The sequence below is a fragment of the Sporosarcina sp. FSL K6-1540 genome, assembly GCF_038620285.1.
GTDB lineage: Bacteria > Bacillota > Bacilli > Bacillales_A > Planococcaceae > Sporosarcina > Sporosarcina psychrophila.
In genome coordinates, this window is sequence record NZ_CP152018.1 from 793532 (window position 1) to 811311 (window position 17780).

Genomic DNA, 17780 nt, shown 5'->3' on the forward strand with positions numbered 1-17780 from the left:
TCCTTTCATTTAGTTTTGAATTTTTTGGACTATGTCATAAAGAGTTTGCAATTCCGGATTTCCTTTCAATAACTCTTCTTTTACCGGCTTTTGTAGTTCTTCAAATGGTTCTTTATCCACTGTAACAAACTCTACTCCCATCAGTGTTGCCTCCTGGATTGCTTCTGTAATCAGATTGTCCCATTCACCGTTTGCAACTTCGGTACTCAATTTGAAAGCATTTCGGAAAACTTCTTCTTCTTCATCCGTCAATGAATCCAAAAACTTTGTATTTGCCACAAACATATCTGTAAAAATCTGATGTTCTGTCCGAGAATAGTATTTTGCAACCTCTCCGTGCTTCATATTAACAAGTGCCATCTCAGGATTAGTTCCAGCATCAATTACCTTATTTTGTAATGCAGTATAGACTTCACCGTATGCCAAAACAACTGCTGCTGCATCAAAGCCTTGTACCATCTTTACGTTCGCCTCACTTGACTGCACACGAACCTTCAAGCCTTTCAGGTCTTCCGGCGTTTCAATTTTCTTTGAAGAATAGAAATTATTAACACCATTAGCAAACCAAGTGACTCCCTGAATTCCCTTATCAGCCGTAGAATCATAAATCTTGTCTACAAATTCTTCTTCGTCCATAACTTTGCGAAAACTTGCCTCATCTTTAAACAAATAAGGTAAACTGAAAATCTTATATTCATCAGCAAATGCTTCTAAATTGCTTCCACTTGTCACAAGCATGTCCAAGGATCCCATCTGTAGTAATTCAAGCGCCTCAGAATTGCCACCAATTACACCATTGGTAAAGATTTTTATTTCAATTCTGTCACCTAATTCCCCCTCTACATACTCTTTAAATGCATTCAAACCTAGAACGATGGAATGGTTTTCTGGCTGAACTGTAGCTATGCTGATAATTCGTTTTTCGCCTATTTCTTCACCACTAACCGAAGAAGAACATCCAGCTACTACTAGCATCAAAAACAAGCATAGAATGACAGCTGTAATTTTTTTAATCTTTTTCATATAATCATCCTCCTATACAATATTTCGTTACCTCTCACTATTCTTCCTTTACAACAAGAGAGCTTAATAGATTAAATAAGAAGTAGTTGCTAAATGTTTCATCTTAGCCACACATTGTAAGCGCTTACTTTATATGACGGTTTATTATTCTGTGTAGACATTTTTGTGATTTAAGTGCTTTCACAAGTTACAAACCATATAGAAACCTCTTGGTACATAGAGTTGTTCTTTTCGCCATCAAACGGGAACAACTTATGATATCAAGAGGTTTTTTATTAATATTTCTTTGTGAATGATTTACCTAGTTATACTAGCAATTCGCCATCTTTCATAATGAAGCGATCGTCAATCTCGCAGGTCACGGTCTTAATTACCAAATCCAAATGCAATGGGGAGTTTACATGACCACCAAAGTTCAAATTCTTTCCAATACCAATATGGATATTTCCAAAAGAACCTTCATCCGGCGCCATATGCCCACAGAGGAAATTCTCTTTATTTAATCCGAGACCGAGTTCTGCAATATTATAAACTGTCGGATCATTGAAATCAGCTAAGAGTTTACGTAATATATCTGCTTCACGCCCACCCAATATTTCTGTAATAAACCCGTCCTTCACAATACATTTGACTGGCTCATCAATTAAGTTTAATAAAGGATGTGGAATACTTCCGTCAAATACTAATACACCATTAGCTGTCCCTTCAACCGGTCCCAACGCAACTTCTGCATTCGGAGGAAATGAAGCAGCTCCAGGCACAATTGCCGTTCCATGATCCAAAACAGGCTCACGTCCTTCTATACTACAAACCATATTGGTTCCACCAGGTGCAGTAAGTGTAAACGTTTTCCCTTTATAAAAAGGAGCCACACGATTAACTACCCTTGTAACCTCGTCAAAATCCGCCGTTAATCCTCCTGACTCAAACATATGAAGGGCATAATCCTGAAGTCCAATCCAGCGTAATCGTCCATTTTTACTTGCATCTAAACGGGCTTTTGAATGATATAGAGACATCGTGGTTGCACCAAACGCAACATCGCAATTATTTAATGCTGCTGTGACAGCTTCCGTAGGTTCAGCACCGTGCCCTTCCCTTGGTGTCATTACAATCATAGTTGTTTCAAAAAACATTTTAGCATATTTATATACGAACTCACCGATTTCTTTTTTATTATCATCAGTGATGACAAGTACCTTTTCTCCTTCTTTTAAATGTGTAATACTAGTAAACAATTGTCTGATACCCAATGGCACTTCTTTTAGCATTTCTTTCATAGCTCTTTTCTCCTTTTTGTGTCAATTTTTAATTTACGACTTCATCATTTTACTTCAACAACAATTTCAACTTCTACAGGTGTTCCTCCTGGAAGTGAAGCTGTTCCCATAGAAACCCTACTGTGTTTCCCCGCTTCACCAAATACTTCATTCACCAAAGCAGACACTGCATCCATAACTTCCGGCTGCTCAATGAAATCTGCTGTACTTGCCACATAACCTTTTATATTGACAATTTTCTTAATACCATCAAGGCTTCCCATCATATTCCTTACTGTTGCTAAACAGTTTACAAAGGCAATCTTAGCTGCGTCTTGGGCCTCTTCAATAGCAATTGTGTCACCAACAATTCCTTGATACTTCAAAATGCCATCCACCTTCGCAGCATTTCCTGATACAAAAATCAAATTACCGGTTCTAACTCCCCCCTCAAATAATCGCTTACTTTGTTTGACTTGTTCAGGAAGTTTATATCCTTCGTTCTCTAATCTTTCTTCATAACCCATAATTATTTCTCCCTTCCACCCAATAACAATAAGAATACTCCGAGTAATTTTCTTTTGAACCAATCTGCTTTCTGCTGTGATATTGCATTATTTCGAGCGCTGTACAGCATCGTAAGCCTCGTATTATACTAAGATATTCTTTTATTAATTCATCCGCGGGTTTCAACATTATCGTATCTTCCCTGCTTCATTTATAATACTACGAATTATCACATAACTACCAATACTTATTTCTACCTGAATACATAGCTTTTATCTATGGTTGTTGGTATAGTTTTAGAAATCATTCGAAAGTAAAGACAATAAAACTGACTTTTTCTTTCGTAAATGACAATTCATTTTTTCATCAATTTTAGAAGATGGAAAAATCACAATAAACAGTTGATTGCTACCTAGCGAGGAATAAAACATTTTAGGCTTAAAAACATGAGGAGGACAGATAGACATGAACTTTAATAATCTTTACTATTTTAAGATAATGGCAGAATTCCAGCATTATACACAAGCGGCCAAATTCCTTTGCATTACGCAGCCTAGTTTAAGTCGTGCCATGTCGATACTGGAAGAAGATTTAGGGGTTGCGCTGTTTGAAAAAGAGGGCCGCAATGTTCGTCTGACAAAGTATGGTAGATTGTTAAGCTCTTATGTTTCAAAGGGATTTCATGAAATTGAACTCGGTTATGATTTGCTACATCAATTTAAGAAAAAGGATTCTGGGATCATCGATTTTAGTTTCTTATTTGTACTGGGATATCATTTTGTACCTATACTAATTAAAAACTTTCTTGCCGATATAAATCACAAAAATATCACAATAAATTTCCATCAATGCGATACCGCGACCAGTATAAAAAAGATAAAAGACGGTTCCGTGGATCTTGGATTTTGCACCTATATGCCTAATGAACCCGATATAAATTTCACACCCGTTCTCAAGCAAAATTTGGTTTGTATCACATCTTTAAATCATCCATTGGCAAATCAAACTTCATTATCTATGGAAGAATTATTGCCTTACCCAATTATCAGTTATACTGAGTCAGCGGGAGAAATTCAAAGTTTCATCAATCGACTTTTTTCCGGTTGTTCTAAAAAACCTAATCATTTTTGTACTATGGCGGAAGAAATCACTATGGCTGGATTAGTTTCTACTAATCATAATAATTGTATTGCAATCGTACCCGATCTGGATGTTCTTGATAGTTTCTCCATTAAAAAGATTCCTATTGATCACCCTAATGCATTTAGAAATATTTATCTCGCTACTTCTAAAATTCATCCCACGTTACCATGCATAGAGGTTTTTTTCAATTTCATTCTCCAGTACGCAAATTTCTTAAATGAAAAACATGAAGATCTTTCACTCTGAAGGAAATTTAATGGGTAACGGTAAACCCATTCATTTGAATTTGGTATGAACATAAATAAACGTCAACTAATGCCCATCTAAACTTGCAGGCATTAGTTGACGTTTACTATTAGTATAATTACTTCTTTTCGTAATCCTTCAAAATTTTATTTCTCACATAGCTAAGATGCTTATACATTTGTGTAAAGGATTCAAAAGGATCTCTTCTTTTTAATGCTTCATAGATTGCGATATGATGCTCAATTGTAATTTCCGGTTCCCGATAGCTAATTAAGCTATCCGTTTTTTCATGTGTTACAAGCAGGGAATCAATCATTCCCTCAACCACAGGATTATCTGCACTTTGTGCAATAATCCTGTGGAACTCTTTATCTAAACGACCATAATCACCATCCGCATTCTCTTGTATGGAATCAATGGTCTCCCTTAACCTTTCAAGTTGGTCATCCGTTATTTTTTCAGCTGCAATCGTGACCAAACCCAATTCCAAGGCCATACGCGCTTCGATGATGGCAGGTACATTATTAATAGATAATGCAAGCATAACATTGAATGGATTACTGCCGACCTTGTTATTTATAAATGTACCTCCACGTGGTCTCCTCGTAATGATCTCCAATGTCTCCAATGAACTCAGTGCTTCGCGTAATACAGGTCGGCTTACATCAAACTGCTTCATTAATGACATTTCTGCCGGCAACTTATCCCCCGGTTTCAATTGTCCACTCATCAACAGGTGTACAATTTGTTCTAGCACCTGTTGTGACAATGTACTTCTACGGATAGTATCCATTTTATATTCCTGCATACCACCCCTCCTCTCAAAACTATCCTATTCTTTCTTCATGTTTTCATTATTACCACATTGGACTAAACTTCTCAATTCGGGAACCATGTTCTCATTATAGCCAAATGTTTTTGACTGGATCATTTCAGCGCATTCAGAAATTGCAGCACGCGAGTCGACAAATAAATAATCCGCCCCATTAATAATTGTATCAGGAAATCCCTGCATAAATGACTTAAAGGAACCTGAAGCTGCGAAATGCTTTCCAGTTAAATCAATCTGCCCGTCAAAGGGGATAACAGGCTCCACGGAAGTCGTTGTTGTAATAATCAATTGAGCCTCTTTCAAAATTGTTTCGGGTTCAGCAACTTCAAATTGGACGGATGGAAATTCACCCTTGGCTTCCTCTAAAAAAGAATCTAGTCATTCCTTACTACGATTATACACTAAGCGCGCTGTATCGGCCGAACTACACAAGCGGTCTGCAAATGGCTAAACCCCTGATCTCATGTGCCAATGACGCCAATTGTATCAGTTTAATCGGAGGCCAAGTATTTCATACCTAAACCACTTACAGCGTCGGTTCGCATTGCTGTAATCGCTCTGGTATCCATAAGAACAAGTGGTTTCATCGTTTCTATGTCACTTAATAGAAAAATCCCCCTCAATCTAGCTTCATTATCAGAGGTGATTTCAATTAGTTTTGTCCATTATAGTTCTCATAAAATGAAGGCATTTACAAAGCCGAATTTTTACCTTCATTTATAAATAATCGCTCTGGGAGCAATGAACGTTTTTCCCCTTCCTGTAAGTAATACGCTTAGATTGTTTCAATAATGCCGCTCACCGAAATGAGTCTCCTAATTTCTTGGTCATTAATGTAATGCACGTTATCCCTTCTCATCATTACTCGAGACCATACATCCACTTCAGCAAAAAATCAAACGACTAAAAAAAGGCATGTAAAAATGAGGAGTTAGCTTTTCATCGCATAACTCCTCTGCTTGGATCTTATTTAATAAATACAGTTTTAATAGAAGTGAAAAATTCAATTGCAGCTCTACCCTGTTCCCGGGAATGAGAACTGGATTGCTTCATACCACCGAACGGAGCTTGTAATTCAACGCCCGCACTTTCTGCATTGATCCGCACTAAGCCAGCATCCATTTCGTTAATGAAGGACAACATATTCCCTATGTTTGTTGTAAAAATAGAAGCACTTAGTCCATATTCCGAGTCATTTGCCAGTTCCAGAGCTTCCTCCAGTGTATCCACTTTCAAGAGTGCAAGAACGGGACCGAAGATTTCTTCTCTGACAATCGTCAAATCGGGCGAAGTACTTTCAAAAACGGTAGGTTCCACGTAATATCCTTTATTTTCAAGTACTCGATTTCCACCGAATAACAATGTCGCCCCTTCTTCTTTTCCTTTTTCAATATAGGAAAGAACGGTATTCAACTGGCCTTCGCTGGCACAAGGTCCCATCCACGTACCTGATTCAAGACCGTCTCCGACATTAATTTCCGCCACTTTTTCAAGCAACTTTTCTTTAAATCTATCGTATACCTCTTTTTGAACGATAACACGGCTTGTTGCTGTACATTTTTGGCCAGTAGATTTTAGTCCACCACTGATTGTAGCATCGACTGCCAAATCCAAATCCGCATCACTTGCAACAATAACTGGGTTTTTTCCACCCATCTCAAGTTGATATTTAATTCCCCTTGTAACAGCGCTATGGGCCAGTTGTTTACCGACTGTGTTCGACCCTGTAAACGTAATGGCATCGATTTCACGATGATTTACCATCTCTGTACCAATTTTAGCACCTGAGCCTGTCACCATGTTGATAACACCCGCCGGAAAACCTGCATCGTGCAGGCAGTTAATCACTTTAGCACATGTAATGGCCGTTTCACTTGCAGGTTTAATAACAACTGTATTCCCATAAATAAGTGCTGGGGCCATTTTCCAGAGTGGAATAGCGACAGGGAAATTCCACGGCGTAATAACTCCAACAACCCCTACAGGAACGCGTGTTGTAAACAAAAGTGCTTCGCTATCTGTTGAAGGGATGACGTCCCCGATCGACCGCATTCCCTCGCCAGCATAATATCGTAGGATAGCTACACCACGTGCAGTTTCTCCCTTCGCCTCAGCAAATGTTTTCCCCATTTCTCGGGTCATTGTAGCCGCAATGTCATCGATACGCTCCTCTAATATAGAAGCAGCTTTCAATAAATAATCTCCGCGAACACTTCCTGCTAGTTTACGCCAAGCTTTTTGCGCTATTCGAGCAGAGGTTGCCGCATCATTAAAATCATTGCTTGAGGATAGTTGATACGAACCGACCACTTCACCTTTTATTGCAGGATTTTTACTGACCTCCGTCTGACCTGTATCGGAAGCCACCCATTCGCCGTTAATATAATTTAAGAATGTCGTAGTTTTAGATTCAGTTGTTGTATTCATAATTACCTCCTAGTTTATAGCCTTGGCATGAGTAGGGTATTTCGCCAATGCATTATTAATAATCGATTTTAACTCCTCATAATGCCCCTCTTCCACAGGGGCGATAGGCGCTCGGACATTTGTAGTGACAGGAAGGCCTACGATTTGCATCCCCGCTTTAATAAGTGAAACAGCATACCCTTTTTTCTGTTTCCGAATACGATGAATTGGAAAGATTACTTCTTCATACAATTCATGAACTACTTCGTCATTTCCTTTTAGCAGTGCATCATAATACTTCGCGGAAATGTGAGGGATATAGTTGGAAATAGCCGATGAATAAGAAGTGAATCCAAGGTTTACATACGACGCCATCGTCACTTCTGCTAACGGCATTCCATTGATCCACTCCAGGCGGTCACCAATCAAATGAGTGAGCTCAACATTTAGCTCCATATCACCTAATCCATCTTTATAGCCTACGAGCTGTGGTATTTCACATAGTTTTTGCAAGGTTTTAGGTTCTAAAACACAGTTATCACGTTGATAAACAATTGCATTCAAATTTGTACTTTCTATGATCTTACTCAAGTAATTATAGATTCCGTCTTGAGAAGGATCTATCAAATACGGAGGTAAGATCAGGTAACCTTCAGCCCCAAGTTCTTTAGATATTTGAGCTTGTTCAAGAGCATAAGTAATGTTCCCACCAACACCCGTATAGAGTTGTACTTTCCCCTTAGTCTTTTCTGCTGCAACTTCAACCATTGCTCTATATTCTTCATTGCTTATTGCATGTAATTCCCCTGCACCACACGCAACAAAAACCGATTTCAACCCATTATCAATTAAAAACTCAATGTTTTCACCTAACGCATGTAAATCCAATTTACCTTCTGCATCCATTGGAGCAACTGGGAACCCTAAAATTCCTTTTGGTGCTCTCCTACTAAATGTACTCATGTTAATTCCACCCCTCAAAATTGTATTTATTCTATATGTCATATTGTAAGACAATAATAATTATCTGTCAACTCTTTTAAAAATACGCTTGAAAAAAAGCTCCACATTTAAATTGTTATACCAAACGTATAAGTAGAATTCGGACTGAATTATGTAGTTTTACTATCATTAGTGATACAGTGATTTTGGGCTAAGGTTGTTTCATGTACATCTGGCTGAGAATAGAATCCTGTTTCCTGTAATCCACCAATCTATAAATGCATTCCCAATGTATCGCGTGAATCATGCTCAGCAACACATTGTCGCATTGTAAAACATAAAATAAAGTGTGATTATGGAATTGATAACACCATATGTCTAGCATACGAAGCTGGCCAACTGGAACTGAATGTCATGGAACCTTTACTCGTTTTTAACCTACCGTAGTCCATTAACATCATGAATAATGGATTCCTGATATTTACCGGTTATTATGTTTTAGGAATAAAAGCAAATGAAACACTATGTTTAAAAGAGTGGGGCAGTTATTACAGCCATTACTTCTCATATTGGCTATGAAGCTGCTGCAAAATAGTACGTGAAGCTATTGTAGAGAATAAATTCATCTGTGAACTTTGTAATCAGTACGGGATTTTATCTGAAGAGGAACTAAACCTAATCTTAGATCTTTATTAAATGACCAACCCAGGAATTTCTGGAGGACTGTTATTGAAATAAATAAACAATCCCCCACTTTTCTAAACTGTGGGGGATTGTTTATTATCAATTATAACTACAACTTTTTCAGAACTATATGTAATTTAAACGTGTGTCAGCGGACAGCTATCCCAAATAAGCGAAATCGCAACTGCCTATTCTGTCTGACGAAATTTCGGATAACCAATTAAAATGGCAACAACACCGCAAATTCCGATTAAGACAGGATAAAAAGAATAAGGGATAATACTAACCGGTGATATTGCTGCTAATCCAGCAGCCGCAAGCATTTGCCCTCCATAAGGCAAAATCCCCTGCCAGCTACTTGCGAACATATCAAGTAAACTAGCTGACTTCCTTGGGTCGATCTCATATTCATCCGCGATACTTTTTGCTAATGGCCCAGTAATAATAATCGATATCGTATTATTCGCGGTGGCGATATTAGCCATACTAACTAAACCAGCAATCCCAAACTCAGCCCCTTTTTTCGATTTAATTTTGCTCGTAATGACATATAAAAGATAATCAATACCGCCGTTATATTTGATAATCTCAACGACGCCACCGATTAAGATTGCAATGATTGCTAAATCCTCCATACTAATAATCCCTTCAGCAACTAGTTGTAAAAAACCACCGAAACTGTAAGACCCATCAATCATCCCGATAATTCCAGCAAATAGCGTTCCACCAAGCAAAACAACCAGCACATGTGCACCTAATAACGCCGCTACAAATACCACGATATAAGGGAGTATTTTAAACAACTCATACTGATAGTCCCCACTCAAATCTGCTACATTACCGCGTGTGATTATACCTAGAATAAGCGCTGTAGCAATTGCCCCAGGCAAAACAATCAAGAAGTTTACTTTAAACTTGTCTTTCATTTTTATATTTTGTGTCCTAACCGCCGCAATTGTCGTGTCTGAAATCATCGACAAGTTATCACCAAACATTGCACCCCCGATTACCGTCGCCATCGCCATTGCAAGCGGGATACCCGTTTGACTCGCAATCCCCATTCCAATCGGAGCCAATGCAACAACGGTCCCCATTGACGTTCCCATTGAAATCGAAATAAAGCAGCCAATAACGAACAATCCAACCATCAACAAATTCGTTGGTAATAGGGATAAGCCAAGGTTAACAGTGGATTCGACCGCTCCCATTCCGCTAGCAACTGCAGAAAATGCACCCGCTAAAATAAAGATGACAGCCATTAATATAATATTCGGATGGCCAGCGCCCTTAGTAAATGTCTCCACTTTACTGGACAACTTTTCTTTTCTATTCATCATCAAAGCGATAGCGGCTGCGATTAGTATCGCTACATTCAATGGCATATTTGAAAAGTCTTTTGTGAAAATCCCCGTGCCGATAAATAGCAACACAAAAACAAGTAATGGAAAAAGCGCAAAGGGATTTCCCTTTTTCACTTTAAGTTTTGTCATAAATATTCCTCCTAGTAGTCTGTCGAAATCCCAGAACTTACTGAAAACATAGTATTTCTATATGAATTACAATAACTAATCGTATCCTGCTTTCTTACTGCTGTCAACAGGGCTATTTATAATTATCAGAATTAACGTATAAATTAGTTTACATAGCTAGTTAAAGTGTGATAGGTTAGATGACAAACCTGAGAGGATGATTAAAATGGCAGTAGTGGAAAGCTTTTTATTAGATCACATGATAGTAAAAGCCCCTTATGTACGCTTGGCGGGTACGGAACAACACGAGAAAGGCAGTACTCTTCAAAAATATGATTTACGATTTTTACAACCCAACCAGGACGCAATGCCAACTTCAGCTGTTCATACGCTAGAACATTTACTTGCGACGTATTTACGCGACGAACTGACAGGGATTGTCGACGTTTCACCAATGGGATGTAGAACAGGATTTTACATGATTATTTGGAATGAACATGAGCCTAAAGAAGTTGCCGCCGCTTTAACAACAGTGCTCGAAAAAGTAGTAACAACCGAACACATTCCCGCCGTTTCTGCACTTGAATGTGGCAATTATAAAGATCATTCGCTAATTGCAGCACAAGAGTATGCAAAGTTAGTCCTTGAAGCGGGACTAAGTGACGATCCGTTCCGCGATTAAGCATATTAAATTACGTACAATTATGATTGTCATTCTATAATTTAGCACCTGAAAACAACAGTAGAGGTCGCCCCAACGTTGAATTTGGGGCAACCTCTTTTTTGTTTGCAATCTTGATTTCTTGTACTATATGAGTTGTAGGCTAATGTTCTGCCAACTAATTTGGTGAGCAGTGAGTTTGTTGGAGATTTTTATAGTTTCGTTGGACACTCCAATGATTTGATTGCACACACCACTGACTTCGTTGCACACTTCACTTGTTTGGTTGGTTGGACACTCAGATGATTTGGTTGGACACTCCGCCGACTTTGTTGGACACTTCTCATAGTTGGTTGGACACTTCGCCGTTCGTTGCACACTTCACTTGTTTTGTTGGACACTCCAATGATTTGGTTGCACACTCCACCGACTTCGTTGCACACTTCTCATAGTTGGTTGGACACTTCGCCGTTCGTTGCATGCTTCACTTGTTTTGTTGGACACTCAAATGATTTGGTTGGACACTTCGCCGACTTTGTTGCACACTTCCCTTGTTTCGTTGCACACTCCGGTGATTTGGTTGCACACTCTTACCGACTTCGTTGGACACCCAGATAATCTACTTAAACACTCCACTGATTTCCTCTCACAATCCAAAAACGTCAAACAAAAAAGATCTGCCTCCTGCTTAGATGGCTGATCTTCACATTATTTATATAAGAATGCAGTCATTTCTCTAAATACGATCCTACACGGGTACTTGAAACAAGTTCTTTTATTTTTCCTGAGTGATAATCTCTTTTTACTTTAATTTTAGTTTTCATTTCGTGACATAAACAATCCTTCATAATTATTTCATTATAATTATAGCTCAACGAATGCCAAAAAAGCGCTACTTTTTTACGCATGTTTACATTACCGCCCCTGTTTATATTCGTACGGAGGTCCGTTCTGGTAACTGGCTGGCATAGTCAAAAACATTAGCCCCTTTAGTTTTGCGTCACTACTTTTCACTAGTTTTGCCCTCATACGTTCTGCCTAATTAGTATAGCCTATATAACAGTCTTAATACACAGTCAATTAATTGGTTAATTCACTCCAGAACTACCGTTACATCTCAATCTGTTCCAACTATCGAATAGCATCCACTTCCCAATTGGGTATATTATTCACCCCTTCAATATAGTTCTTAGGTGCAAGATATATTAGGATTTTTCTTGTTCTAAGGAGCCGTTTCTATATAAAAAACTTCCTCTAAATCATTGTTTTGAATCAGTAAATGTATCGGGTAAAGCATTTTGAATACATGTAAATTTTTATGGCAGCCTTTAATTATGCAGTTTTACGAACAATGGAATTAAGGTAAACTCAATATCCCATCACATTTCTTTTTTATGTTTTCGTTAATATATGCTAGATATCGTTAGGTTATTCCATTTATAACTTTACGGTTCAATAGGAGGAAACCTAACAAACAAGTCCCAGTTCTCGCTTCAATAAACATGCACCAACACAAAAGACCAGACATTTAGGTACATGTCTGGTCTTTATTTTAATCAGTATGCAAATTCCAGTGTATTTTCTAGCTATTCTGGTGTGCAGGTATCTAAAAGCTCTTATAACCCCTTGAAGTAAGTTGCCACATTTTCTGTTACAAATGAATGTCCGATTAAGAGCGGATCCTTTTTCAACTGCAATTGAAATTGGTTGAAATTCTTAATCAAGTAGTCTCTTTCCTTCTCATCGACTATGAATTTAACGCCGTATCGGTAGAGATTTCCTTGTTCCTCATCAAATACAATTGTCCCATAAAGCGTCATTTCCTCGTCAATTATTGTTGTTTGAAACTTCAATACAATGTCCGATCTTGTAGGAAGTTTAATGTTGGATACGAAACGTAATCCACCCGGTCCTATGTTTTCAACTACCACTTTTGTATTTCCTAATTGTACCTTCTTTCCATTTAATTCTGCCACCGTCATAAATGCTTCAAGCGGATATTGGAGATCAATTCTAAAATATTTTCTTTTTTCTTTTATAGGCACAGATTCAATTTCAGAATTCGATTTTCCGGCTAATAACTTTAGAATGTTTTCTTCTGAAACAGGTCTGCTAAATAAATACCCCTGAATCCAATCGCATTGTAAATTAGATACAAACTCTCGCTGTTCTATCGTTTCGACACCTTCCGCTACGACTTCTATTGAGAGTCTATGTGCTAATTGAATAATTGAGGTTACTATTTCGGCGCTATCCTTATCAGATGGAATGTCCTTTATTAAACTCCTATCTATTTTCAATATATCCGGTTTTATGTCTCTTAAACTTTTAAAGGATGCATAGCCTGTCCCAAAATCGTCAAGTGAGATTTGTATACCCAACCCACGCAACTTCTCTATTTTCCCTAATACTTTTTCTTCCTGCTCCATCATCGTACTTTCCGTGATTTCAATGTTAAGCCATTTTGGATCAAGTTCATTTTCTTGTAAGATGCTAGAAATCATAGCGACTAAACCTGTTTGTAAAAACTGCACAAGTGACAAATTGACTGATGCCTGAATAAAGTACCCAGCATTATGCCATAAACGCACATTTTTGCAAACTGTCCGCAATACCCATTCACCAATTGGAGTGATCAATCCCGACTCCTCAGCCAGCGGAATAAATTCATCCGGTGAAACAATTCCCCAAACTGGATGATTCCAACGTAGTAGCGCTTCTACACTAACAATTTGATTCGTCCCCGTATGAACAATCGGTTGGTAATAGACAAGAAATTGATTGTCATGCAACGCTTGCTTGAGCTCATTTCTTAAAGAAAAAACCTTATATGTAGCGACATTGGCCGTTGGTGAATAAATTTGATAATTATTATTTCCCGCTTTTTCTGCAAGGTACAATGCTAAGCCTGTATTTTTCATGAGTGAAGCAGTATCATCTCCCGATTCAGGATAAATACTAATACCAATACTCGTCGTAATGAAAAGATTATAACCTTTAATGTCAAATGATTGTTCAAAAACTTGCAATGCATCCTTCGCGATTTGTTCAATTGAATGAATGTCTTGAAGGTTTGTAGTTAAAATTGCGAATTCATCTCCACTTATTCTGGCCATCATTTTTATATTTTTATTAAGTGTATTTTTTAACTTCCTCGCAATTTCAATTAATAACAGATCACCGACCTCATGACCTAATGAATCATTTAAAAACTTAAATCCGTCTAGATTAAGGAACAAAACGGCGAACTTTCTCTTATCAATATTCGCTAGTCTTATTTCAAGATCCACTCCATTTTCAAATGCTCGTCGATTTGGTAACTCAGTTAAATAATCATGGTAAGCCATATATTGAATTTCGCGCTGTTGCTTTTTCAGTTCAGAAATGTCATGTAAGTTACAAATAACCCCATTCACACTTGGGGCATGGAGTAGATTCGTATAGATAACTTCAAAGTCACGCCATTCTCCATTTTTATGCTTTAATCGCAGCTCTACTGTGAACGGAGTATTAGGCCGCTTGAGAATCTCTTTGAATTTACTCTTCTTCAGTTGATGGTCATCTGGATGTATCAGGTCAAAAAAGTTTGTCCCAGTAATCTCCTCCACTTCATACCCAAGAACAGCCTCAATTGCTGGGCTTTCAAAGACAATTGTTCCTTTTGAATCGAGGATGCCAATAATTTCATGAGAATAATGAATTAATGATTGAAGTTTTTCGCGCATTTCTTGAATATCCTGCTTCAATTCTTGTGCAACAGTAATATTACTTGTTAATCCATAAAGACCTAAGACTTCGTTATTCTCCATTTGAATAGGTGTCAGCGTTACATCAATATGACTGACTCCACCATGTTCATTAATGACTCGATATTTTACATATTGAGCTTCTCCGTTTAAAACTTTGGCGAAGTAGCCTTTTACCCTTTCTAAATCTTCTTCATAAACAAAGTTACTATACTTTTCCCCTATGCATTCTTCTACTTTAGTTCCAGTTATCAGTTCACTCCCTCCACGTATACTGACGATGACCCCTTTTCGATCAACAACGAAGAGAAGTATATCAGGAGAATTTTCAAATATTTGCGGATAAGAGTTTTTTTCCTCGTTCAGATAAGCCATTAATCTTTTCCTTTTATTAATTCTTGTTAGCAATTATACTCCCCCTTTATAAAAAACGATTAGATAATACCGCGGTAATCGTATCAGAGTCGAACTGGTGACTGTTCATTTCACCGATCAACTTATTGAATAAAAATACAAAAAAAAGACCAGACATTCACCAAGTGTCTAATCTTCATTCTATTATTATACAAGCGTAGTGTATTTTCTGAAAATTGTCACGTAGAGACACTTTTCATGCACTGTCTATTCTTGATCAAACAATCCGCTATGTGGATAGAAAAAGGTATTGAAACTTCCTTCTTCAGTTTCCACTTGCATTCGGTACACAAGGCGACGATAATCCTGGTCCGTGTATGGATCATATACATCGGCATACTTGGCGTTAAGAAAAGTCACTCGTACCGGCGACGATGCATAGCTAGCATACTCATTTTTCACAATTTGAAGCGCTTCCTCTTTGGTAAGGTCAAAGCTTCCTGCCCCGACGTGATCCCAGTCGAATATTGACAGTTTCCACTTGCCCGATTGTTTTTCAAACCCATACTCCAAATAAACAGCGTCTTCAAGCGGAGCATCAAAGGAAACCGTACGAATCCTAACTAAATTTGGCGTGTTTTCAAGAATTTCAAATCGGTAATCTGTTTCATCCGCTAGAGATGGAAAAAGACCCATATCACAATACGTACACATATTTGCATAGTAATTCTTCAAGTCTGAGTCCACTAACGGTTGCGTTGCAGTTTCCAATAGTTCCGTACGAACCGCGCTAAACGGGGACGACTGTAACTTAGAATTATTAATAGTAGTTTCAACTGTAACAGGCAATCTATAGACTAAATTTAGTATTTCCTCTTTCGTCGGCGGGAGGTTCGGATTAGGGATTGGAACCTTAGGCATTTTTAACGCACGGTGCAGAAATGCCGCATAATGGGCACGTGTCACGGGCTCATTCGGTTTAAAATAGCCCTTATTTCCAACTGTAATCCCATTTGAATTGAGGGCCTGTATGTGCAGAAACCCCCAATTATTTTTACCTACATCTCGATAATGGCTGAAGGATTTAATATTTAATTCAAACGCCAGATCCAGTACTTTAGCCATCTGTACCCGTGTGATGGGTGCGTTAGGATTAAAGTTCCCATTAACGTCTCCGCTGAAAATTCCTGCTTGTGAAACTTTTAAAATCGCATTTGAGTAAGGATGATTCGTAGGCACATCCTTGTAACGAATAACGGCGACTGTCTTCGCTTCTAACGCTAATGCTTTATCCAATAAATGAGCAACATGCTGACGTGAAATTGTTTCGTCTGGTCTGAACGAGCCATCCGGATAGCCATTAATCAGCCCCCTTACTTGCATGTTCTGAATTATTTCTCGAAAAGGGTGGTTTTGTGAGACATCTTTAAACGATTGAGATAAAGCTTTTGTTTGTCCACTGAGAGACACAACTGCTACAACAACAATGCAGCTAAGCCATTGCCATATCCAACGGTTTTTCATCTAATACCATCTCCTTTTTACTTCGTAATTCGATGCAGCTATAACCCAATTATCATTACTTGAACAACATTACTTTATAAACTATCAAGCTGAATATTCATTATTTCCACCTTCTTATCTCTGTCCATAATTAATTTCTCTTACTTTTAACGACTTGGTTATTTCCCATACATTTTTCTGGATAAAAATATCCTTTTTATATAGTATTTACCCGAACCATTAAAAACAACACATTTAAATAAACTTTCCCGAGTTGGTTGGACGCTTTCATGGGTTCGTTGGAGACTTCCCCATTGATTGGACTCTTTCATAGATTGATTGGAGGCTTCTCGGGATTGGTTGGACATTTTCTAGGATTGGTTGAACACTTCGGAAGTTTCGTTGGAGACTTCCCCGTTGGTTGGAGGCTTTCATGGATTCGTTGCAGACTTCTCGGGATTCGTTAGACACTTTCTAGGCTTGGTTGGACACTTCAAAAGTTTCGTTGGAGACTTCCCCGTTGGTTGGACACTTTCATGGGTTCGTTGTAAACTTCTTGGGTTTCGTTGGACATTTTCTCGGCTTGGTTGGACACTTTATCGACGGTTAGATCAGACCGCAACAGTTACTTCAACAGGCAACTAACCGCTGACATGAACTTATAACCTTTAAGGGATAAATAGTCGCAGACATGTTTAAAGACTGCCTCCATTTGACAAAGAGACAAACCATCCCCTATGACTAAATGAGCATATAAAAAAGAAATAATAGACAATTCGTCTTATTTACATTCTATTTTTATACAACTTTAGCATAATTTAATAGTAGCGTTGCATAGCTAGCTGCTATGCCAATACTCAGATTGATATTAAGCTGAAATTACGGTAAAATTGGTATTATAAGAATCCTTTCTACTGGTTATTTTTATTGATTTAACCTCGGCAGAAAAGGATTTTTTTACTTATTCATTAATAATCCAGCTACTAATTCAGGCAAGGAAATATA

The 17780-nt window shown here is 38.0% G+C and carries 14 protein-coding genes, 1 pseudogene and 1 riboswitch; of the genes and pseudogenes, 4 read left to right on the plus strand and 11 right to left on the minus strand.

All coding sequences use genetic code 11. From position 1 onward, the window contains the following. Positions 1–9 precede the first annotated feature (9 nt). From MKY15_RS03535 to MKY15_RS03545, 3 genes are all read right to left on the minus strand, one after another. On the minus strand, positions 10–1023 hold the full coding sequence (locus tag MKY15_RS03535; RefSeq protein WP_342538988.1) for a TRAP transporter substrate-binding protein: 1014 nt from the start codon (positions 1021–1023) through the stop codon (positions 10–12). A 305-nt stretch (positions 1024–1328) separates the two neighbouring features. Then, positions 1329–2303, minus strand: coding sequence for a hypothetical protein (locus MKY15_RS03540; RefSeq protein ID WP_187045733.1), 975 nt, complete (start codon positions 2301–2303; stop codon positions 1329–1331). A 44-nt stretch (positions 2304–2347) separates the two neighbouring features. Then, positions 2348–2809, minus strand: coding sequence for a RidA family protein (locus MKY15_RS03545; RefSeq protein WP_338655320.1), 462 nt, complete (start codon positions 2807–2809; stop codon positions 2348–2350). A gap of 445 nt (positions 2810–3254) precedes the next feature. Between MKY15_RS03545 and MKY15_RS03550 the strand changes: the two genes are divergently transcribed. After that, entirely contained in the window at positions 3255–4178 is a 924-nt protein-coding gene (locus MKY15_RS03550; RefSeq protein WP_187045735.1) for a LysR family transcriptional regulator, read from the plus strand. A 118-nt stretch (positions 4179–4296) separates the two neighbouring features. Here the strand turns inward: MKY15_RS03550 and MKY15_RS03555 are convergent, their stop codons facing one another. The 4 genes from MKY15_RS03555 to kdgD form a co-directional block, all read right to left on the minus strand. Beyond that, positions 4297–4986, minus strand: a complete 690-nt coding sequence (locus tag MKY15_RS03555; protein ID WP_187045736.1) for a FadR/GntR family transcriptional regulator — start codon at positions 4984–4986, stop codon at positions 4297–4299. Positions 4987–5010: 24 nt separating this feature from the next. Beyond that, positions 5011–5298 (minus strand): hypothetical protein, encoded by a 288-nt coding sequence (locus tag MKY15_RS03560; protein WP_342538989.1) that lies wholly within the window; start codon positions 5296–5298, stop codon positions 5011–5013. A gap of 678 nt (positions 5299–5976) precedes the next feature. Beyond that, positions 5977–7437, minus strand: a complete 1461-nt coding sequence (gene gucD, locus MKY15_RS03565) for an alpha-ketoglutaric semialdehyde dehydrogenase GucD (protein ID WP_342538990.1) — start codon at positions 7435–7437, stop codon at positions 5977–5979. A gap of 9 nt (positions 7438–7446) precedes the next feature. Continuing rightward, positions 7447–8379 carry a 5-dehydro-4-deoxyglucarate dehydratase gene (gene kdgD, locus MKY15_RS03570; protein ID WP_342538991.1) on the minus strand — a complete coding sequence of 311 codons (933 nt, stop codon included), beginning with the start codon at positions 8377–8379 and terminating at the stop codon, positions 7447–7449. A gap of 336 nt (positions 8380–8715) precedes the next feature. On the opposite strand from kdgD, the pseudogene aspA reads away from it, so the two are divergent. Then, positions 8716–9054 (plus strand): annotated as a pseudogene (aspA, locus tag MKY15_RS03575) (aspartate ammonia-lyase); the annotation flags it as partial. A 176-nt stretch (positions 9055–9230) separates the two neighbouring features. On the opposite strand, the gene MKY15_RS03580 reads toward aspA, so the two are convergent. Next, the gene (locus MKY15_RS03580) at positions 9231–10532 is read right to left on the minus strand and encodes a Na+/H+ antiporter NhaC family protein (protein WP_342538992.1); all 1302 of its coding nucleotides are present in this window, start codon (positions 10530–10532) and stop codon (positions 9231–9233) included. Between the two features lie 205 nt (positions 10533–10737). Between MKY15_RS03580 and MKY15_RS03585 the strand changes: the two genes are divergently transcribed. After that, positions 10738–11193, plus strand: coding sequence for an S-ribosylhomocysteine lyase (locus tag MKY15_RS03585; protein ID WP_342538993.1), 456 nt, complete (start codon positions 10738–10740; stop codon positions 11191–11193). A 707-nt stretch (positions 11194–11900) separates the two neighbouring features. Here MKY15_RS03585 and MKY15_RS03590 read toward each other — a convergent pair. The 3 genes from MKY15_RS03590 to MKY15_RS03600 form a co-directional block, all read right to left on the minus strand. Further along, positions 11901–12080, minus strand: coding sequence for a hypothetical protein (locus MKY15_RS03590; protein ID WP_342538994.1), 180 nt, complete (start codon positions 12078–12080; stop codon positions 11901–11903). A gap of 42 nt (positions 12081–12122) precedes the next feature. Then, positions 12123–12206: riboswitch (cyclic di-GMP riboswitch) on the minus strand. 582 nt (positions 12207–12788) lie between these two features. Further along, on the minus strand, positions 12789–15326 hold the full coding sequence (locus MKY15_RS03595; protein WP_342538995.1) for an EAL domain-containing protein: 2538 nt from the start codon (positions 15324–15326) through the stop codon (positions 12789–12791). A 213-nt stretch (positions 15327–15539) separates the two neighbouring features. After that, positions 15540–16796, minus strand: coding sequence for an S-layer homology domain-containing protein (locus MKY15_RS03600; protein WP_342538996.1), 1257 nt, complete (start codon positions 16794–16796; stop codon positions 15540–15542). Between the two features lie 396 nt (positions 16797–17192). Here MKY15_RS03600 and MKY15_RS03605 point away from each other — a divergent pair, with 396 nt between their 5' ends. Further along, entirely contained in the window at positions 17193–17420 is a 228-nt protein-coding gene (locus MKY15_RS03605) for a hypothetical protein (RefSeq protein ID WP_342538997.1), read from the plus strand. Positions 17421–17780: the final 360 nt, after the last annotated feature.